Source organism: Paenibacillus sp. Marseille-Q4541, from assembly GCF_018310695.1.
GTDB lineage: Bacteria > Bacillota > Bacilli > Paenibacillales > Paenibacillaceae > Paenibacillus.
Genome location: NZ_JAGXCY010000005.1, coordinates 108452 through 128949, shown reverse-complemented (window position 1 = coordinate 128949; position 20498 = coordinate 108452). Strand labels below are relative to the sequence as shown.

The 20498-nt window shown below is 42.4% G+C and carries 18 protein-coding genes and 1 pseudogene; 2 read left to right on the top strand and 17 right to left on the bottom strand.

Going from position 1 to position 20498, the window contains the following annotated elements; genetic code table 11:
* Positions 1-21 precede the first annotated feature (21 nt).
* The 11 genes and pseudogenes from KFT32_RS08495 to leuB all read right to left on the bottom strand — a co-directional run bounded on the left by KFT32_RS08495 (position 22) and on the right by leuB (position 11408).
* Positions 22-1371, bottom strand: coding sequence for a hypothetical protein (locus KFT32_RS08495; RefSeq protein ID WP_211746716.1), 1350 nt, complete (start codon positions 1369-1371; stop codon positions 22-24).
* The gene (locus tag KFT32_RS08490; RefSeq protein WP_211746715.1) at positions 1364-2464 is read right to left on the bottom strand and encodes a DUF58 domain-containing protein; all 1101 of its coding nucleotides are present in this window, start codon (positions 2462-2464) and stop codon (positions 1364-1366) included. Before KFT32_RS08490 ends, KFT32_RS08495 begins: the two co-directional genes overlap by 8 nt.
* 3 nt (positions 2465-2467) lie before the next feature.
* The gene (locus KFT32_RS08485; protein WP_211746714.1) at positions 2468-3448 is read right to left on the bottom strand and encodes an AAA family ATPase; all 981 of its coding nucleotides are present in this window, start codon (positions 3446-3448) and stop codon (positions 2468-2470) included.
* Positions 3449-3608: 160 nt separating this feature from the next.
* Positions 3609-4280: a YdeI/OmpD-associated family protein gene (locus KFT32_RS08480; protein WP_211746713.1), complete on the bottom strand. Its 672-nt coding sequence runs from the start codon at positions 4278-4280 to the stop codon at positions 3609-3611.
* A 158-nt stretch (positions 4281-4438) separates the two neighbouring features.
* Positions 4439-5263 carry a Cof-type HAD-IIB family hydrolase gene (locus KFT32_RS08475; RefSeq protein ID WP_211746712.1) on the bottom strand — a complete coding sequence of 275 codons (825 nt, stop codon included), beginning with the start codon at positions 5261-5263 and terminating at the stop codon, positions 4439-4441.
* Positions 5264-5440: 177 nt separating this feature from the next.
* On the bottom strand, positions 5441-5893 hold the full coding sequence (locus tag KFT32_RS08470; RefSeq protein WP_211746711.1) for an SRPBCC family protein: 453 nt from the start codon (positions 5891-5893) through the stop codon (positions 5441-5443).
* Positions 5894-5919: 26 nt separating this feature from the next.
* On the bottom strand, positions 5920-7449 hold the full coding sequence (locus KFT32_RS08465) for a leucyl aminopeptidase (RefSeq protein ID WP_481856316.1): 1530 nt from the start codon (positions 7447-7449) through the stop codon (positions 5920-5922).
* A 172-nt stretch (positions 7450-7621) separates the two neighbouring features.
* The gene (locus KFT32_RS08460) at positions 7622-8725 is read right to left on the bottom strand and encodes an ATP-binding protein (protein ID WP_211746709.1); all 1104 of its coding nucleotides are present in this window, start codon (positions 8723-8725) and stop codon (positions 7622-7624) included.
* A gap of 468 nt (positions 8726-9193) precedes the next feature.
* Positions 9194-9610, bottom strand: coding sequence for a hypothetical protein (locus KFT32_RS08455; RefSeq protein ID WP_211746708.1), 417 nt, complete (start codon positions 9608-9610; stop codon positions 9194-9196).
* 332 nt (positions 9611-9942) lie between these two features.
* Positions 9943-10104 (bottom strand): annotated as a pseudogene (locus KFT32_RS27430) (redoxin domain-containing protein); the annotation flags it as partial.
* 224 nt (positions 10105-10328) lie between these two features.
* Complete coding sequence (leuB, locus tag KFT32_RS08445) at positions 10329-11408, bottom strand: 3-isopropylmalate dehydrogenase (protein ID WP_211746706.1); 1080 nt, start codon at positions 11406-11408, stop codon at positions 10329-10331.
* Between the two features lie 227 nt (positions 11409-11635).
* On the opposite strand from leuB, the gene KFT32_RS08440 reads away from it, so the two are divergent.
* Entirely contained in the window at positions 11636-12616 is a 981-nt protein-coding gene (locus KFT32_RS08440) for an aldo/keto reductase (RefSeq protein ID WP_211746705.1), read from the top strand.
* A gap of 130 nt (positions 12617-12746) precedes the next feature.
* On the opposite strand, the gene KFT32_RS08435 is transcribed toward KFT32_RS08440, so the two are convergent.
* The 4 genes from KFT32_RS08435 to ilvB all read right to left on the bottom strand — a co-directional run bounded on the left by KFT32_RS08435 (position 12747) and on the right by ilvB (position 17906).
* Positions 12747-14288 (bottom strand): 2-isopropylmalate synthase, encoded by a 1542-nt coding sequence (locus tag KFT32_RS08435; RefSeq protein ID WP_211746704.1) that lies wholly within the window; start codon positions 14286-14288, stop codon positions 12747-12749.
* 115 nt (positions 14289-14403) lie between these two features.
* The gene (gene ilvC, locus KFT32_RS08430; protein ID WP_211746703.1) at positions 14404-15396 is read right to left on the bottom strand and encodes a ketol-acid reductoisomerase; all 993 of its coding nucleotides are present in this window, start codon (positions 15394-15396) and stop codon (positions 14404-14406) included.
* Between the two features lie 278 nt (positions 15397-15674).
* Positions 15675-16157, bottom strand: a complete 483-nt coding sequence (gene ilvN / locus KFT32_RS08425) for an acetolactate synthase small subunit (RefSeq protein ID WP_249435753.1) — start codon at positions 16155-16157, stop codon at positions 15675-15677.
* Between the two features lie 3 nt (positions 16158-16160).
* Positions 16161-17906 carry a biosynthetic-type acetolactate synthase large subunit gene (gene ilvB / locus KFT32_RS08420; RefSeq protein ID WP_211746702.1) on the bottom strand — a complete coding sequence of 582 codons (1746 nt, stop codon included), beginning with the start codon at positions 17904-17906 and terminating at the stop codon, positions 16161-16163.
* 577 nt (positions 17907-18483) lie between these two features.
* Here ilvB and KFT32_RS08415 point away from each other — a divergent pair.
* Positions 18484-18936: a GNAT family N-acetyltransferase gene (locus KFT32_RS08415; protein ID WP_211746701.1), complete on the top strand. Its 453-nt coding sequence runs from the start codon at positions 18484-18486 to the stop codon at positions 18934-18936.
* A 3-nt stretch (positions 18937-18939) separates the two neighbouring features.
* Here KFT32_RS08415 and KFT32_RS08410 read toward each other — a convergent pair whose 3' ends face one another.
* Both KFT32_RS08410 and KFT32_RS08405 read right to left on the bottom strand, forming a co-directional pair.
* Positions 18940-19371: a hypothetical protein gene (locus KFT32_RS08410; RefSeq protein ID WP_211746700.1), complete on the bottom strand. Its 432-nt coding sequence runs from the start codon at positions 19369-19371 to the stop codon at positions 18940-18942.
* 152 nt (positions 19372-19523) lie between these two features.
* On the bottom strand, positions 19524-20498 hold the full coding sequence (locus tag KFT32_RS08405) for an ABC transporter permease (RefSeq protein ID WP_211746699.1): 975 nt from the start codon (positions 20496-20498) through the stop codon (positions 19524-19526).

The window sequence follows — 20498 nt, the reverse complement described above, 5'->3', positions numbered from 1 at the left end:
AAAAGTAAAGGGAAGGTTGACCTATTGATGCGTCTTCCAATCCTTATCTATTTTAAGAAGCGCTTCCGGACTTACTTTTCGCTCTCCATACCTTACTTCGTTGTAGAGAGGAATTAGGTCGCTAGGAACATTACTTTTGCTATCCTTTCGTCTTTTGCTGTTTTTTTCTGCCGCAGCAGCCATAGCAGCCTCAGCATTTATCTTCTCCAGTTCGTGCTTAATTTCAAACGGAGTAAGATGTGAAGGAAGCTCATATCCTTGGCCTTTTGCTCGCATGACGTAATCCCGATAATAATATCGAATACGCTGCTGCGGATCGGAAGGCACGGAACCTTTTTGAAAGAAACGAAACCAATTCTTCTTAGGCCGTTCTTCAATGGTTTCCTCAATGTCAACGTACGCAGGTTTGGGAGGTGTAGCCGGAGCTATTTTCCCTTTGCGGGCATCAAGATATCGAAGTAGTTTCTGAAACATTTTCCAGACCTTAAAAAGAATAAAACCTAAGAAAACCATGACTGCTAACACAGCGATGCCTTTCATTATCCACTCCCAGAAAGGAGCTGTCTCTTTATAAATCTTATCATCCTCCGGAAATAGTAAGGGCGGAGCTTGTGGGAGGTCTGGAGATACAGGCATCTGTTCCTGCGGAGGCTCTCCCCCGAATTGTCTGCTTAGCCAAGTGGTAAACATACTCCATAGATAACTAGCCAATTCGGACAAACGCTGAAGCGTTCCTAGTATTAGAACCACAGCAAGAAAGATCAGAATCCGATGTTGATTATGCTTTATAAAGCTTCGTACGAGAGGTTTATGACCTACTGGATCAAGCGAAACCTTACGCATTTCTTGCGTATGACGAGTCCAAATAAACAGAATGAATCCAGCCAGTCCACAGATATAAACACTCAGTCTAGCTTCGGTCAGCTGGGGTACATTGCTTGATATTAGGCTAAGGATAACTAAGGTGAGAAGTCCAAACAGCTGGTATTTTACAGAGATCGAGACTGAATCCTGGATATACTTTTGTAAATAAAATCCGCGATATCCTGCAACTGCACCCGTAATAGAACCTGCTATTATTAAGATGAGGCTATCATCCATTGGCCATAACATAAAGCCACCAACCGTAATTAGCATTCCCGTGAGAGTAGACACAAAAGAAGCAATCCGAATGCGATTATTGAAAAGAGCCTTCCCTCCCAATATCCCCGCACTTATCGCGATAAAATAAATACTCAGTACAATTAAGGGGGGAAGGTGAAGAACAAAAACAGAGAATACGACAATAAGTGCATAAGCATACATTAATTCAGCAATCCCTTGCCATAACGCTTGAACAGGTAAAGAAAAAGGTTGATGTTTGTTACTCATTTTCTCCCCCCTCATTCTCTATGAAAAGGACAGTAACTCGGTTCCCGGTTGATCTAAGTCTTGTTAACTGCACTTCCATCGCGGAAGACACGTAGGCGGTAATCAACAGATAATCCAGCTGAACTTCTTCAGCCTCTTGCCGGTCTGCCTCATTTCGAAGCATTTGCTCCATCGGCATGAGACACTTCAGTTGAACTTCAGCCATCGCCTGCAATATATACTCTGCATGAATAGAACCATAATCGGCATCAATTCGAATATTCGCATCTGATTTTTCAGAATAGGCATTGTGCGCAAATCCCGTCTTAAGACCTCTTCCCGCTGCATAACTGACAGCTGTAGCTGCATAGGATAATCCCTTCTCAGCGAGTTCTGGTCTTGTTACAACACTCCACATGTCTTCCGATTCCTGAATGTTATAAAGAATCATGGTCTGTGGATCTGAACTAAATCCTTGTTTGAACACCTGGAGCTCACCGGTTCTAGCTGTAGCACTCCAGTGAATACGATTCATAGGATCACTCGCACCATAGGGCCGAACCCCTACGATTAAGAACGGATCTTCCACGATCCAACGGGATACTTCCAGTTCTCCCTGCCATACTTCAAAGTTGGAAGGCATCTCATGATCGGCTAGGATGGATGGATAAACGATGAGTGAAATCGTTACCGGTAATTTACGGCTAGTAGAAAATAAATTTAAAAGGTCTCCGCCGGTCATCGTAACCGACTCCATTTGAAAGATTCCCCGATTCTGGCATATTACAAAATGTCTACGGGAAATTTTCGTAAAGGGCTTCATCGTGAATAAACTTTGATGATTTTGATAAATATTTCCTTTACTGATTCCCAATTCTTCACCGGTCTGAAATGAAAATGAAGCAGGCATCATCGCCTCCAGACGAAGCCAAGGAATTGAAAGTCTTTTTTCATTAGCAATCTTTTCTGTCATGACCAATTGATCGCCCGCATAACACCGTTCTTTTTCAAACTCTCTGGTATACGTGACGCGCTTCAGGACAGAAACCCCAAGAATAGCCACTTCCAGCAAAATAAGCAGAAACCCGACAACGATAAACCATAAGAGATCCATCAGCTAGCCTATACTGCTTTCTGAACTCATGTTCTCACTGGGCACAGGAATCTGCTCAATTATACTTTGAAGTAAAGCCTCAGCCTTTCCTTCCTGTTGTCTGGATCTTTGGTGAAACACAAGTCTATGGGATAAAACAGGCAGAGCAAGCGCCTTGATATCATCAGGCAACACATAATCCCTGTTCCGGATGGCTGCGCGTGCTTGTGAGGCTCTCAGCAGTGCCTGTGTTCCCCGCGGGCTAACACCAAGCGCAATGTCAGGATGACGTCTTGTAGCCTCTGCTATGGCAATCATATACTGGAGAAGATCCTCTTGTACTTGAACGGATTGAAACGCTTGTTGAGCGGAAATGATTTTATCCTGTGTGATAACAGGAGATACGGACGTTTGGAATCCGCCTTCTAAGGTACGTTTTAATATTTCAACACCTTCCAAATGGGCCGGATAACCGAGTTTCATTTTGAGCATAAATCGATCCATTTGCGCTTCTGGTAAAGGAAAAGTACCCTGATTATCAACCGGATTCTGTGTCGCTATAACGATAAATGGCTTCGATAGAACGTGAGTTTGTCCATCTACACTAATTTGCCGCTCCTCCATACACTCAAGCAAACTGGACTGCGTTCTAGGAGTCGCTCTGTTAATTTCATCTGCAAGCACAATATTCGCAAATAGTGGACCAGGGCGAAATTCGAACTCCCCCTCTTTTTGATTATAAAAATGGATACCCGTCAAATCCGACGGGAGCAGATCAGGGGTAAACTGAATTCGGCGAAAAGAACATTCCATAGAAGCAGCTACTGTTTTGGCTAGCATCGTTTTACCTGTACCCGGAACGTCTTCTAACAAAATATGTCCGGAAGCAATAAGGGCTGTCAGCAGTAGATCCACCGCTTCCTCTTTTCCAATTATATATTTTGCAATATTGACTTTCATTTCCTCAGCCATTTGAGCAATCTCATTGATTCCAGCTTCGACCATAGAAAAACCTCCTTTGTTTTCATCCCTCGGAAACGTTTTCATTAATGTAAAGTATTTTATCACAATACAGGAAACCATGCATTTATTTGGAATAAAAAAGGTACACCCCTCGCTTAAAGGAGGGCTGTACCTATCCATGTATATACTACAACTTCATTACTTATGGCTGGTCTCTACGGTAAAGTTCGCGGCTCTTATAACCTGCTTTCAGAATCATCTTCATTTCTTCTCGGCGTTTGGCTTTGGTTGCCTCTTGTTTCACACTATACACATAACGAGCCCAGTCCTTGCGATACCCCGGGGTCAGCGTTTGGTATAATGCCAACAGATCTGGCGTATCCTCCAAGTCTTTCTCCACGCTTGGAATGAATTCAATATAATCGTCTACACATTGACTAGCCTTCGAAGAAGTCATGTTTTTCCCCTTTGCATCCTCTTTAAACCCTACTACAGTAAAGACATCATCCAGTCCGACCATACGCGCAAATTTAATATCACTTGATCCAACATACCCTTCCTCATCACTTCCTATCCCAGATAACAGATCATCGCGATGAATGAACGTGTCGTACACTTTATTTCCCTTTTTCGGATAGGCCGCAAAGAGGTATCCACTCGGGTTCAGGTGCTCGCTGGTAATGACACGGTCGACAAGTTCTTTTAATGACTCCATATCGAGTACAAAAGCGAATATAAGATCATACGACGGCTCCTTAAGCACCGTATCATAGCTTGTCAGCTCTGCAAAATAGTCCGTTCCTTCCGGCTGATTCAGTATGGCCACTTGCTTATATTTGTGAAGCTTCAGCTTCTCTACGATTGATTTAGACAAATATGCTTCATCCTCTACAATGGATTTGAATGTTCTACATCTATTTCATTATAGCCTGAACGGTCTATCATAATGAATGCAGAAAGAGGCTTGCTTCTTTACGATAATAAAAAAACGCCCAGATAGGCGTTTCTTGGATCCTTTTTTCGAAAAGAGCGTTACGTTGTCAGAGCTAGGTTTTTTAGAATAAACTCCTCGACTACCTTGGCTACACCATCATTCATATTCGTATCCGTAACATAGTCGGCCAGTTGTTTTATTTCGTCCGGTGCATTGCCCATCGCGACACCAAGACCTGCGAATTCGATCATAGCAACATCATTGTATCCATCACCCATCGCAATGACTTCAGATTGCTCGATACCAAGCTGCTGGATCAGATGATTTAAACTAGTTCCTTTATTAACACCATCTTCCGTAAACTCCAGAAAAAAGGGCTTCGAGCGCATAACGTTTAGCTGACCTGCCATTTTCGTTTTTAACTTCTTCTCAACTTCAATAAGTCTATCCGGGTCTGCTACCATGAGCACCTTAACGACAGGTACCTGCACAGCTTCCACGAAGCTGGACACTTCCACAACCTTCATCCCAGTAATGTTCGATTCAATCATAGTATATTCATTCGCTGATGCCGTCACAATCTCATCCCCTACATAGGTGAGCGCAGATACACCTTCCTCTACACTCAGTTCATATAGGGTATGTGCCATCTGAGGTGTCAATGTGCTGCTGAAAGGTTCTTCTTTGGACTTCCAATTTATAATCTTGGCCCCGTTGAACGACAGGATATAGCTTCCAAAACGCACTAGTTCCAGCTCTTCTGCAAGTTCCCTCATGGCATACGTTGGCCGTCCTGATGCGAGAACCACTTTAACGCCTGCTTCTTGCGCTTCCATCAGTGCCTGCTTATTACGTACGGAGATCGTTCCATCATCTTGAAGGAGTGTATCATCCAAATCTAACACAATCATTTTATATTTCATTCTCCAGCATCCCTTTACATTATCTTATAGAGTATTTATATCTACTATATCATGTCTGACTTATTAGCTCTATCGATTAAGAGATAACTTCACAGAAGAGACTAAAGATAGTGATAGAGAACGGAATGAACATTTTTGTACAAAAAAAAGGCACTCCCTTAAAGGGAATGCCTTTTCTCAATTAGCTTCAGATTCCGCAACTTTTTTTACATTCTCCAAAAATTGTACCACGACCTTATCTGTTGCGAATATCATGAACAGCTTGATATACCACTTCAATGCTTTATTGGTAGCTGTGTATTTAAGCCTCGTCTTATGAGTATCAACACGGTGCAGCTCATATAAAGCTGTGATCTCAAAGCTATTCGCCAACGTGAATCCAATTTTCAACTTCTTGTCATTTTGATGATTGGTGTACTCTAACACATGAACATCATATTCTTGGATGCGATTGCCTTCTTTATACTTTTGACAATATACACTGCCTACAACTTCATCTGTGAGCTTAATTGGCCTTTGCTCTACCACTTGAGGCATAATCTTCTGCATCTGTTCCAAAGGACCATCCAAGTAAGACCATACATGCTCAATGGAACTATTTATCTCGATTTCGCTTGACCATTGTTTCAAAAAAGCTACCCCCGTCTGACCTACTGTTATACTACACGTTCATCACTTAATATCCACTCTACGATCGTGCGGACCATTACACCGGTTGCTCCTTTTGGATTCACCCCACGTTCTTTGGTAAGAAAAGCTGTACCTGCAATATCTAGATGAATCCAAGGCATTCCATCAGCAAAAGTTCCAATGAATAATCCAGCCGTACTGGAAGCTGCATTTCTTCCTGTACTGTTACGTAAGTCAGCAACGTCGCTTCTGAGCATTTCTTGAAACTCGGGATATGCTGGAAGTGGCCAAACTTTCTCACCTGTTCGTCGGGAAGCAGAAATAAAACTGTTCAAGAAAGTTTCGTCATTAGATACAGCGCCGGTAGCCACATCACCGAGTGCTGAAACGACTGCTCCCGTTAATGTTGCCACATCAATAAGGCGGGTCGCTCCCAACTCCTTAGCATAAGTCATTCCGTCAGCAAGCACCACTCTTCCTTCCGCATCTGTGTTCAGAATTTCAACGGTTCTGCCGCTAAGTGTTGTAATGACATCCCCTGGCTTGAAGGCACCTCCCGAAGGCATATTTTCAGCCGTTGGAATGACGACCAGTACGTTACGTTTAGGACGAGTGATACAAAGTGCTTCGAGTACTCCAAGGACAGTCGCTGCACCGCCCATATCACTAATCATCTCTTCCATGCCAACACGTGGCTTTAGTGAAATACCTCCGGTATCAAATGTAATTCCTTTGCCCACTAGACCAACAATTTCTCCGTCCCAGGACTCCTTCCCCTGATACTTGATCACAATCATTCTAGGGGGATGAATACTGCCTTTACCTACAGAAAAGAGTCCACCCATCCCCTTCTTCTCCAATTTTTTTTCATCCATAATGGAATACTCAAGCCCATGTTTATTTGCCAGGTCCTCTGCAGCTCGGGCGAGATCTTCAGGTACCAGCATATTTCCAGGAAGATTCGTAATATCTCTGGCATAGATTGTTCCTTCAGCATAAGCCTTTCCATCCGACATACCTTTCTCCCATTCTTTTTGAAAATTAGGAATTGTTATTTTTTCTTGATGAAAAATAACTTTCCCTGGCCCTATATATGCTTTTTGATTCTGCTTATAATTTTTCCTCCGGTAAGTTCCTAGAATAAAACCTTCGGTTAATGCGTGCGCTACTGTTGCTACATCCTGAGTAGCAGAATAAGAAACGAGTGAAGATGGCATAGCAAATACAACTTGATCAGCACTAACTTGCATTGAGGCTTTGGCAGCCTTAGCAGCTAGATTACGGAGTTCTTCCGCACTCATTGGATGCTCACCTGTCCCAACCAATACTAATGTTGCAGCAGAATTCCCCTGCTTTACAGGTATCGTAAACATCTGATTCTCCGAACCGTTAAAAAGCCCTCTTTCCTTGACCGAAGTTATCGCTTGCTTCCATGATTCAGGAAAATGACCTGTGATCCATTCTGCCTCAGACACCAAACATATGACGGCATGTGCTTCGATTGATTCTACAGGTACTTCTGTTTTCCATATGGTTTCTAATGAGTAGCGAGTCAATTTGTCCATCTCCAATCTATGTAAACTAGAATTCATTTCATATTGTATATACCGTTCTAATCCATACTACTCCAATAATATACCCGTCATTACCTATATAAAAACAAAAATAGACCAGAAGCTGGCAGAGCTCCTGATCTATTTTCATCTATAACAGATAACGGTTTGCATTTTATACCAAGGGAAGTAAAATTCTAAACTTTGTTCCTTCTCCTGCTTTGCTATCCACTGCTATCGTCCCACCATGATTTTTGATGATTCGATAGCTGACAGACAGACCAAGGCCCGTTCCCGTTTCTTTGGTTGTAAAAAATGGATCAAACAACCGAACGAGCGTGTTATGGTCCATCCCTTGACCGTTATCTCTTATTGAGATTACAACTTGTTTACCTTCCTGATGTGTATTGATCTGGATCATTCCTGAATGTTCTTCTCCTACATTCTCAATCGCATCCATCGCATTTTTCACCATGTTTAGCATCACCTGCTTGATCTGCTTCACATCAATGGAGACATAAAGAGGGGTCAGATCGTTGTTCAGCTGGATCTCACAACCTTTCATCAGACCCTCGCTCTCCGTCAGGAGAACGATCTCCTTCAGTAAAGACTGGACAGGAATTACTGTTTTCTGAGGTGCTGAAGGCTTAGACGAGTTTAAAAATTCATAAATAATATCGTTCGCTCGGTCAATCTCCGTCAGAATAATTTTTGCATATTCGTCTTTGCCCAGTTGGATAAGATGAGGGCGGAGCAATTGAATAAAGCCACGAATAGCCGTGAGCGGGTTGCGAATCTCATGAGCAATGGAAGCAGAGATTTGTCCAAGCATCGCAAGCTTGTCATTTTGGTAGGCGGTTTGTTCAATTTGTTTGAAGTCCGAAACGTCTTTCACACTCAGTAGAAAATTCCCATCCATCTGATCTCCATAGGTAATCGTAATCAGCCAATGTTTTCCATACTCATCGAGAAGCTCATGATAGCGCTTACGCTGGAAGATGGTCTCTCTGTATATCCTGAGAATCTTCTTCTTTTTAAACCGGCTGATGTAAGGATGTTGAACTAACTGAAGGACATCACACCCAAGTAACTGATGCCTTGGCAGCTCCAGCAATTTTGCCATCTGTACATTGATAAAAGTAAGAAAACCTTCGCTATCAAACAGCATGATTCCACTGTCCAAATGTTCCAGAATGTTCTCATAGTTACTATTATCAAGATGCCTTAGTGGAAAAGCGTCATTCGCAGAAATCAAAGTGTCCTGAAACTCACTGATCATACTCAGGTTCCCCCTTTTTCACGTAAATGGAACTTGCCGATCGGACTAGCAATTGTCACTGAACAGTGAGACCGTCTACCGTGAAGTGTAGTGTCTTCCATCAGAAAGACACCTTTGGTCTTTCAAAAGACGAAATGGAATGAGATGAAGCGTTAGCCCAGAATTTACAATCCTTCTTTACGAAACGTTTATAATGTAAACAAGAATATGAAAGAGATCATACAATACGGAATTGCAGAAGTGTGGGGGTTATACAATGGTGTGAATGTATATCTAGGAGTTTATTGCACCTTTTAAGGAAGTCTATTTTATCATAGACAAGATTGCCAAGCCTAGTCAATCAGAGATACTGTCGAATAAACAGAAAATAGTGTGCTAAACCCTTTTCGATAAGTTAGAAGAACTATAAACTCCTTTAATAAAAAGCCCCCGCCCTTAGGCAGAGGCTACATTTTTGTGCAAACGGGGTTATCTTCCTGTTTGATTATGTTTCAACTTTGACCGTTTTTTGCTCATGACAGCCAGTCTGCGTTTCAACTCGCTCTCCCATTTCTCATCATTTATATTTTTGGCAATGGATAGCAAGTCAAGAGAAGTATCGATTTGTCTTTGGACAACTTCCAATGGATCCTCGTTTTCACGATTTACACAATTCTCATAAATCGTGTCTTCATCTTCCATCACATAGTCCTGGAAATCAATCTCCGATGCCCCATCACCATGTGCATACTCTGCCAATATTTCATATTCATTTTCTACTTTGTAATGGACTTCTACCCGATGACATACCGGACAAAAGAGCAGGGGAACATTGTGGACCTGCGTACGGTAATGTTTTAATGTTCCCTTCGTTCCAATCATACTTGCTCCACAACAAAAACTCATTTGTTCACCCTCCTTGTAGACACGCACCGGATGCATTGTTTACATTATGTTCAATAGCGTATTCTTTTACCCTATTCGTTATGTCTGTTCGTTTTCCTCTTTATAAAGAAAAAATGATTCTATACTCGTTATAACACGTATTTACGAGTACTTAAACGCGTTTTTTGTAAATTTCAAGAAATACTGTCTTATTTGGCGAAAAAAGCCCCCACAGCATTAAAAATACTGTAAGGGCCTGTCTAATATCGGTAAAAAATGCTGAATTTACAAGTTGCTATCGCTTGGTTTCCAGTCATTGCACAGATGTCACGTGGAGCATTGATCTATATTATGTGACTGTGGATAGAGTCCGCACTTACTCCACTGATTACTGTAACTTCAGTAGGGCAAAAAGTGGAATCTAGTGGATAAAAGAAAAATACTAGCCATTTATTGCGGTAGTCAGAAAGTTGAACTTTACCCAACTCTTAATCATCATCCGACACTGTTTCCATTACAAAATCAGGAGTTGCCTATTAAATCCTATCATTCCACTCTTTTAAAATCAAGATATTATCATAATTTCTTTATTACAATAAGAACAATCATATCGTTGAAGTAATTATTAAAATATAAAGAGCAGAATATTCTCTTTCTCAGTTACTTATGCTGAGTGAAGAGGTATAAACTGCTCTCTATGGATCACTATATTATAAGGAAGAAACTCGGTTCAACTTATCTATTTTACGATATATTTTACGATTAAATCTCCCATTTCTGAAGTACTGATCGCTTTGCTCTTATCTACAGCAATATCGCTAGTACGATGACCATCATCCAGTACTTTTGCTACCGCTTTTTCGATTGCATCAGCAGCATCCTCATACCCAAAAGTCATTCGGAACATTAATGCAACAGACAAGATCGTAGCGATTGGATTCGCTGCTCCCTGTCCAGCAATATCTGGCGCCGAACCATGGACTGGTTCGTACAATCCAAAGCTGCCTTCTCCCAGCGATGCAGATGCTAGCATACCAATGGAACCCGTCAGCATAGCCGCTTCATCACTCAGAATATCGCCAAACATATTCTCTGTTACAATAACATCAAAGCTTGCTGGTCTGCGAAGAAGCTGCATCGCACAGTTATCAACAAGGACATGTTCTACTTCCACATCGGGATAGTCTGGCGCTACACGATTTACAACTTCACGCCACAGTCTTGATGTTTCCAAAACATTTGCCTTATCAACGGAAGCAAGTCTCTTCTTCCGTTTTTGAGCGATTTCAAATGCCTGTCTAACGATACGCTCTACTTCAGTGACGTTGTATACACAAGTATCAACTGCTTCTTCTCCTTGCTCCCCTTGTCTGCGGAGCTTCTCGCCGAAATAAATCCCACCAGTCAGTTCTCTAACAACCATCAAATCAGTGCCTTCCAGAACTTCAGGCTTCAGAGTAGAAGCATCTTTCAAACAGTCAAAAACAACAGCAGGACGCAGGTTAGAAAAAAGTCCGAGTGCCTTACGGATCCCAAGCAATCCTGTTTCTGGTCTAAGTTCTTTTGGATTGTTGTCCCACTGAGGGCCACCTACTGCTCCAAGCAATACGGCATCTGCACTCTGACATACTTCGAGCGTTTCTTCTGGAAGCGGTGTTCCCTTTTGATCAATGGCAATTCCACCGAACAAGGCATGGCTTGTTTCAAAAGTATAACCGAATATTTCTTCAGTCCGTTTCAACACTTTCTCAGCTTCTGCCACAACCTCAGGCCCAATACCATCTCCTGAAATGACCGCTATCTTTTTCACTTCTGACATGACAACACGCTCCGTTTCCATATGTAGAATATAAATTTTCAATTTTTTCTCGTCATAAACTTCTATATATCTTTGTAACATACCTAAGGTAGATTTGACCAAGATATAGAATCTATTGCTTTAATAGGTTTAGACTATAACTAAAATAAGTTGATTGAAGCTTATTTAACCGTTTACAATAATAGTGAAAAATAAATTGCATTCCCATGAGGGAGGATGAGTGTATTATGCAATATGATTACTTAGGGAAATCAGGTCTGAAGGTAAGTAAATTATGTCTTGGAACGATGAATTTCGGACCTGAAACAGATGAAAAAGAAGCATTCCGGATTATGGATGCAGCTCTTGATGCAGGCATCAATTTTTTTGATACAGCAAATATTTACGGATGGGGCGAAAATTCCGGATTAACGGAAAAAATTATCGGTAAATGGTTTCAACAAGGTGGAGGTCGCCGCGAAAAAGTGGTCCTTGCCACGAAAGTTTATGGTTCCATGCACGATCAAACTGATGGGCCAAACGATGAATCCGGTTTATCCGCCTATAAAATTCGTCGTCACCTAGAGGGATCCTTGCAGCGCCTTCAAACCGATCATATTGAACTTTATCAAATGCACCACGTAGATCCTGCTATTTCATGGGAAGAACTCTGGGGTGCATTTGAAGTGGGCATTTCCCAAGGGAAAATCGGTTATGTTGGCTCAAGTAACTTTGCAGCCTGGCAAATTGCGCTGGCCCAAAGTGCAGCGAAAAACCGGCATTTTCTTGGACTTATCTCTGAACAACATAAATACAGCTTGAATTGTCGTTTACCTGAACTCGAGGTACTTCCTGCAGCGAAAAATCTTGGTCTTGGTATCATTCCATGGAGTCCTCTTGATGGAGGATTGCTTGGTCGTAATGCCCTTAAGAAACTAGAAGGTAGCAGAAGTGGTGGGAATACCGCACGTATCGATCAACACCGGGAACAGCTTGAACAATTCTCTGACCTCTGCCGAGAGCTCGGGGAACCTCAAGACAATGTCGCATTAGCATGGCTTCTTGCAAATCCAGCAGTTACTGCCCCGATCATTGGGCCACGTACGCTAGAGCAATTTGAAAGCACGCTGGATGCTCTCGAAGTGAAGCTGGGTGAATCGGTTATGAAGCGTCTTGACGAAATTTTCCCCGGCCCTGGAGGACAAGCTCCCAACGCATACGCTTGGTAAACAAATAAACTTTGCAGTTATAAATAACAATAGTCATATATAAAGTGATATACAAAAAGTCCCCTTTAAGAACCTCCTCTCCGCTGAGAAAGATTCCTAAAGGGGCTTCTTTTATTAAAATAACTATGAACTATAGACTGACATTCACGCGTTCTGTAAATGTTTTACGTTTCTCAACAAGATGATTTAGGGCATCCACATAAGCACGAGCACTAGCTCCAAGAATATCGGTGCTAACTCCCCGCCCTTGTACCGTAACCTTATCCTGCTTTAATACCACGTGAACTTCACCAAGTGCATCTTTGCCGTGAGTAACGGACTTGATCGAATAATCTGCAAGAGTTACCTCTTCTCCACTCGCCTTATCAATCGCATTGTAAATGGCATCTACAGAGCCGTTTCCTTCTGCTTCCGAGGTCACAAGCTTACCTGATTCCAAGCGAAGACTGATTTTGGCTGTAGGAGTGGAAGCATCACCGTAAGTCACAAACATTTCTTCAAGGTGGAATACCTCAGGAGTATCGATTAGTTTTTCTTCTAACAAAGCGATCAGATCTTCATCCGACACTTCTTTTTTCTTATCCGCAAGGTCTTTAAACTGTGCAAAAGCACGGTTTACTTCTTCCTCATTGAGTTCAAACCCGAGCTCAATTAGTCTCTCACGGAAAGCGTGACGGCCTGAATGTTTTCCGAGAACAAGCTTGCTCTCTTTAAGACCAATCGTTTCAGGTGTCATAATTTCATAAGTCGTCTTTTCCTTAAGCATACCGTCTTGATGTATACCTGACTCATGCGCAAATGCATTAGCTCCAACAATCGCCTTGTTTCCAGGAACAACCATGCCTGTTAATCTGCTGACAAGTCGGCTGGTCCGGGCAATCTCAGATAACTGGAGAGTCGTTTTGGCACCAAAGAACTCTTGTCTTGTCTCTAGAGCCATAGCAATCTCTTCAATCGCCGTATTCCCAGCCCGTTCACCAATTCCGTTAACAGTGCCTTCTATCTGATCTGCTCCGTTCATAATGGCAGCCAGCGTATTTGCCGTGGCCATACCTAGATCATTATGGCAATGAGCACTCAGCTGAACCTTTTCCACATCCGGTACTTGCTCTTTCAGTATTCTGAAAATATTACCATACTCTTCTGGATACAAATAACCGACTGTATCCGGAATGTTGACGACCGCAGCCCCTTCTTGGACGGCCATTGTCGTTACTTCGACTAGGAAATCATGCTCTGTACGTCCAGCGTCTTCAAGCGAGAATTCAATTTTGGAGAAGTAACGTTTCGCATATCGAATGGCGGATCTTGCTGTATCAAGTACTTGGGCTTTGTCCATTCGTAGTTTGTGCTGACGATGGATTGGTGAAGTTGCCAGGAACAGGTGAATACAAGGATCTTGTGCTCCTTGAAGCGCTTTCCGAACTGCTTCTATATCTTGCTCTCGAGACCGAGAGAGTCCAATTACTGTCGAATTTTTCACCGCTTTTGCAATAGCATTTACTGCTGCTAGGTCACCCGGGGAGGCAGCCGGAAAACCTGCTTCCATTCGGTCAACCCCTAGTTTCTCAAGCTGATAAGCTATCTCCAGTTTTTCACGGGTATTCAGATTGACGCCAGGAGATTGCTCTCCGTCGCGCAGCGTTGTATCAAAGATATGAATTTTGCGCACACCCAGCACCTCCAAAAAAGTATGTGTTTAACCTCCTATAGCGGCTCACGCTAAATAGCACGGCCGCTTAAGGAGAAATATTTCAGTTCGTTGTTTTCACAATTACGATATGATCTTATTTATGAATCCAATGCATCATTTCACGCAATTGACCGCCAACTACTTCAATCGGATGGTTTGCTTCATTACGGCGAGTAGCTGTCAGGAATGCACGACCTGATTGGTTCTCAAGAATGAAGTCACGTGCAAATTTACCTTGTTGGATGTCGCTCAGTACTGCTTTCATTGCTGCTTTTGTATCTTCAGTAACAACACGTGGTCCTGTAACGTAGTCACCGTATTCAGCTGTGTTACTGATGGAGTCACGCATGCTTGCAAGACCACCTTCATACATCAGGTCAACAATCAATTTCAGTTCGTGCAAACATTCGAAGTATGCCATTTCTGGTGCATAACCCGCTTCTGTCAACGTTTCGAATCCCGCTTTTACAAGCGCACTTACACCACCGCACAATACTGCTTGTTCACCGAACAAGTCAGTTTCGGTTTCTTCACGGAAAGAAGTTTCAATAACTCCTGCACGAGTACAACCAATACCTTTTGCATAAGCAAGACCAATTTCTTTCGCTTTACCCGTTGCATCTTGCTCAATTGCGATCAGACCAGGTACGCCAAATCCTTCTACATACGTACGACGAACCATATGACCTGGAGATTTAGGAGCTACAAGCAATACATCGCTATCTTGTGGAGCTACGATTTGACCAAAATGAACGTTAAAACCATGAGAGAACATCAAAGCTGCGCCCTTTTTCAGGTTAGGTTCAATTTCGTTTTTGTAAACAGAAGCTTGTGTTTCGTCCGGCATCAAGATTTGAACTACATCTGCACGACTTGTAGCTTCTGCTACGGAAAGTACTTCAAAACCATCATTTTGAGCTGTTTGGAACGATTTTCCTTCACGTAGACCGATTACTACACTCAGTCCACTGTCACGCAAGTTTTGTGCCTGAGCATGTCCTTGGCTACCATATCCGATTACGGCGATGGTTTTACCTTTCAATACACTAAGTTCTGCATCCTGTTCATAGTACGTTGTAACTGCCATTGTTAAAGTCCTCCTTTGTATTGTAAAGAAACCCTGCATGAATGAGCGGGTGTTTCAAGGGACTTATCTCCTTCTACCCATTGTCATCTCTAGTGATTGAGTATTGATCCCCTCAAACCCCCGCTCATTCTTCAGGACTGTGCTTTTTTGTCGCGGTAAATGACTAAAATATATTTGTAAAAAACGGTAATAAATTAGTTATCATTTCCTGTGTCTTTTGTACTTAATTCTGTTTAAAACATTAAAAATCACAATTATTAATTCATTATTTAAAATAATTATACATTCCCTCTGATCATTGCTGTGACTCCGGTTCTGGATAATTCACGGATCCCATACGGTTTCAACAACTCAATCATAGCATCAATCTTCTCGGTATCTCCTACAACCTGAACCATTAGACTGGTATTTCCGATATCGACAACCGAAGCGCGGAATGTCTCAACAAGACCCATAACCTCAGGACGTTCAGAAGGATCAGCTTTTACTTTAATCAGTGCAAGTTCGCGTCCTACCATAGGATTAGAGCTAAGATTAACTACTTTTATTACATCAATTAATTTATATAACTGTTTTTCGATTTGCTCAAGTAACTTTTCATCTCCAAGCGTTACAATGACCATTCGAGATAAACCGACTTCTTCTGATTGACCTACGGTTATACTTTCGATGTTAAATCCACGGCGACCGAACAGACCTGATACCCGTTGAAGTACTCCTGGCTGATCGTTTACCAGCACGGCAATCGTATGTCTATTCATGATTTATGCATCTCCCATCAGCATTTGATCAATTGTCGAACCCTGCATTACCATCGGATATACGTTCTCATCCTTACTTACTACAAATTCAACAAGTACAGGACCATTGGTATTCATTGCTTCTTCCCATGCTTCCTTAGCTTCTTCTTTATTCGAAGCACGGAGACCTTTTACACCATATGCCTCAGCCAATTTAACGAAATCAGGGCTTCCCGAAAGATCAATATGACTAAAACGATTATCGTAAATCAGTTCCTGCCATTGTCTTACCATGCCGAGTACCTGATTATTAATAACAATAATCTTAACCGGAATATTGTTGATTGCACAAATAGCAAGCTCTTGGGAGCACATTTGCATTCCACCATCACCATTGATGGAAATGACCAACCGATCAGGATGAGCCATCTGAGCACCAATTGCAGAAGGGAATCCAAATCCCATCGTACCAAGCCCACCAGATGTAACAAATGAACGGGGCTGATTAAACTTATAATACTGAGCTGCCCACATCTGATGTTGACCTACATCTGTCGTTACGATTGCGCTGCCTTTTGTAGTGTCGTTCAACATTTCAATAACCCATTGTGGTTTCAGGACTTCTTCTGAATCTTTGTAATGATATAGTCGCTCGCCTTTCCAGTCCTTGATCTGTCCCCGCCAAGCATCTGCTTTATCAGCACGTGCTGCATCTTGATTAAGGATTTCCAGAACTGTTTTTACGTCACCTACAATCGGAATATCTGTAGCAACGTTTTTACCAATTTCAGCTGGATCAATATCAATGTGAACAATTTTCGCTTTCGGTGCAAACCCATCTAACTTCCCAGTTACACGGTCGTCAAATCTTGCACCAATATTGATCAGCAAATCTGCTTGTTGAATGGCATGATTCGCAGTGTATGTTCCATGCATTCCAGGCATCCCCATCCATAATTCATGTCCGCTTGGGAAGCCGCCCAATCCAAGAAGGGTTGTCGTAATCGGAATTTCTGTTTGATTGACAAACTCGTAAAGCGCCTCATGCCCTCCGGAATAAACGACTCCACCTCCAGCGAGAATGACTGGACGTTCTGCTTCCTGAATTGCTTGATGAAGTTTTTCCAACTGAATCCGGTTTGGAATCACTTTGGGATTGTAAGCTCGCATCTGTACAGGTTCAACTTGTGGTTTGAAAAGAGTCTTCGCCGAAGAGATATCTTTAGGAATATCAATGAGTACTGGACCTTTTCGACCTGTGTTTGCTATGTGGAATGCTTCGTGAATAACTCGAGGCAAATCTTCTACATCTCGTACCAGATAACTGTGTTTGGTAATTGGCATTGTAATCCCAGTAATATCTGCCTCTTGGAAAGCATCCGTGCCGATCAGACTGGAGATAACATTTCCTGTGATGACAACAAGTGGTACTGAATCCATGAATGCAGTTGCAATTCCAGTAACCAGGTTTGTTGCACCGGGACCCGACGTAGCAATACATACCCCCACTTTTCCACTTGCACGAGCATACCCATCTGCCGCATGGATAGCGCCTTGCTCATGACGTGTAAGGAGATGTTTGAAATCTTCGAATCCATACATCGCGTCATAAATATACAGTACAGCGCCGCCCGGATAACCAAACACACACTCAACACCTTCAAGGAGTAAGCTTCGTAGCAAGATATCCGAACCGGTAATGACTTCCGGTTTCATCCATTTCTCACGTAGTTGATCCGTTGACCGCATTTCAGGATTATGTGCATTCACTCTAAGATCTCCCCCTTCTAAAGGATTACATTGAACTAACATACTAGAAAACAAAAAAACCTTTCGTCTCTGGCGGACACAATATGTGCCTCGCAAGGGACGAAAGGTTGATTCTTCCGTGGTACCACCCAGCTTTGTCTGATTCCTCACAGAATCTGACCTTAGCAAGTAGAAGAATTGTAAGGTAAATAAACCACCCCATTCTTCTTACCTGACGTCTGTAACGTAGACATACGATTTTCCCTAATAAGCAAATGCCTTTCAGGAAAACAGCTCCGAGGTGAGCTCGTATATAAGGGATTACGGTGGAGCTTGCAGCAAATTCCGTCCACTCTCTGAGCATAAGCGCCCTTACAACTTCGTCCTCATCATTGCCGATAAACTATAGCGGTTAAATGTTAGGAACATTATATGATTCATTTATGGAAATAGTCAACACTTTATTTTTCTAATGTCTTACAGATTCTGGACAATCCTTGCTGTATCAACTGTTTTCACCTAAAAAATAGAACATGACCAAGCTGTGTAAACATATACTATTTCATCATTTGAGCTTGCTCCAAAGGAGGTTTTTTCCATGATCCGAAATCGGAGACCTAAGCAGGATGACACCGCTATCATGGAACTCATTAAAACGCAGCTGGTCCCTCTGTCACACATGAGCAAGCAGGACATAGATCAAGTTATTGTTGAAATCCCCCTGAGATTATCCAGAGGGATTACACTAGTATCTTCTTCCACCTATGAATCTAATTTATTCGGATTTGTACACTTTATGATGCACGGTAACCTGCTTTATATTGACATGATGGCAGTCTCACCTAAGCAACAGCGGAAACAACATGGTAAGGAACTTTTGCTTAAAGCAGAACATTTCGGAATATCCCGGGGTTGTAAAAAATCTAAAGTTATGGTGGATGAGGGGAACAACAAAGCGGTTCAATTTTACCAAAAATCAGGATACAAAATGATCCGTTATATTGACATTGGCCGTTGTTATGAGATGGAAAAGAATTTAGATGATTATTAGAGTTTAGTAGAAAAATTTATTTTTAAAACCGTAGCCTCCGCCGAAACCTGGCCCAGGTCCGGGTCCTGGGCCAGGGCCAGGTCCGGGTCCAAATCCGTATCCGCCCGGTTTTCCTCCATAGCCATATCCTCCACCAGGATAACCACCTCCAGGATAGCCGCCTCCGTTATAACCGCCCGGAAATCCGCCTCCGCCGAATGGACCACCAAATCCGCCACCTGCAAAAGGCAAAGTACCAATTGCCAGAAGATCAAACAATACTAAGGGAATTATTGCCCGTGTTCCAGCTTCTTTTCCGCCCACTGGTTCTAATATAAGTTTATTTCCAGACACAGATACTAGCTTACCAGACACCTGTGTACCATCTTTTCGTACGGCTACAATTTCCTGTCCGATCCATTTTTTAGCTTCATTTTCGCTCACTGATTTACTCATCTTTCTCCCTCCTTCTGAGTAGAATTCAAAATATTCTATTCGTAGACCACGAAGGTTGCTTGTTCCTATGTCCTGCATGTACAAAAAAAACCGAAGATGTACACATCATTGTGTACATCTTCGGTTTTACATACATAGACCATTCTATTAACTTATCGTTTACCTGGATCGTAAGGTTGTCCAAGCGCGGCTGGTGCAGAAGAGCGACCTACCGCTGCTACTAGAACGACAATCGTAAGAACATAAGGCAACATGAAAATAATTTCCTGGGGAATAGCCTGAGCCCATTCGAACAATTGGATATAGTTCCGAACGGCTTGTGACAATCCAAAGAACAAGGCAGCACCAAACGCGCCGATTGGATTCCATTTACCAAAGATCATGGCAGCAATAGCGATGTATCCTTGCCCGGAAATCGTATTGTGAGAAAATACGCCCGTTGTAGTCAAAGTCAGTGTTGCGCCACCGATTGCAGCTAGAGCCCCACTCACCATAACCGCAACATATCTGTATTTGGTCACGTTAATCCCCATTGTATCTGCCGCACTTGGATGCTCTCCAACAGAACGAAGACGGAGTCCATAAGGCGTTTTATACAAGAAATAGTACGCGATAATAACGAACAAAACAGCAAGAAATGTAGTTGGATAATGATTAATAAACACATTCCCAAAAAACGGAATTTCCGCTAATTTCACATCGAATAAAGTAGGATTCCACTTCGTGAACCCTTGAATGAGCGGAGTCTCCCCAGAACCATCAAATAGCAATTTCACCATATACAAAGTGCTACCTGCTGCCAAGAAGTTAATTACGATACCACTTATAATTTGGTCTGCTTTGAAAGTAATTGAAGCAACCGCGTGAATAAGTGATACCACAAGTCCGAATACAGCAGCTGCAACTAGCCCTACGAGTGCCGCTGTTCCGCCAGACATGCCCGCTTCTTGCGCATAATGAGTTGTTACACCCGCTGCAAAGGCACCAAAGATCATGAAACCCTCAATCCCGAGGTTCGTCACCCCGGAACGTTCGGAGAAAATACCGCCAAGAGCAGCAAATACAAGTGCTGTTGCAAAAACTAATGTCGTATTAATCAATTGTCCAGAAAGGGTTATGAAGTCCAT

Coding starts and splice junctions, on each gene's coding strand:
- KFT32_RS08495 (WP_211746716.1), bottom strand. CDS start 1,371: ATGAGTAACAAACATCAACCTTTTTCTTTACCTGTTCAAGCGTTATGG.
- KFT32_RS08490 (WP_211746715.1), bottom strand. CDS start 2,464: ATGGATCTCTTATGGTTTATCGTTGTCGGGTTTCTGCTTATTTTGCTG.
- KFT32_RS08485 (WP_211746714.1), bottom strand. CDS start 3,448: ATGGTCGAAGCTGGAATCAATGAGATTGCTCAAATGGCTGAGGAAATG.
- KFT32_RS08475 (WP_211746712.1), bottom strand. CDS start 5,263: ATGAAATATAAAATGATTGTGTTAGATTTGGATGATACACTCCTTCAA.
- KFT32_RS08460 (WP_211746709.1), bottom strand. CDS start 8,725: ATGATCAGTGAGTTTCAGGACACTTTGATTTCTGCGAATGACGCTTTT.
- KFT32_RS08455 (WP_211746708.1), bottom strand. CDS start 9,610: ATGAGTTTTTGTTGTGGAGCAAGTATGATTGGAACGAAGGGAACATTA.
- leuB (WP_211746706.1), bottom strand. CDS start 11,408: ATGTCAGAAGTGAAAAAGATAGCGGTCATTTCAGGAGATGGTATTGGG.
- KFT32_RS08440 (WP_211746705.1), top strand. CDS start 11,636: ATGCAATATGATTACTTAGGGAAATCAGGTCTGAAGGTAAGTAAATTA.
- ilvC (WP_211746703.1), bottom strand. CDS start 15,396: ATGGCAGTTACAACGTACTATGAACAGGATGCAGAACTTAGTGTATTG.
- ilvN (WP_249435753.1), bottom strand. CDS start 16,157: ATGAATAGACATACGATTGCCGTGCTGGTAAACGATCAGCCAGGAGTA.
- KFT32_RS08415 (WP_211746701.1), top strand. CDS start 18,484: ATGATCCGAAATCGGAGACCTAAGCAGGATGACACCGCTATCATGGAA.
- KFT32_RS08410 (WP_211746700.1), bottom strand. CDS start 19,371: ATGAGTAAATCAGTGAGCGAAAATGAAGCTAAAAAATGGATCGGACAG.
- KFT32_RS08405 (WP_211746699.1), bottom strand. CDS start 20,498: ATGGACTTCATAACCCTTTCTGGACAATTGATTAATACGACATTAGTT.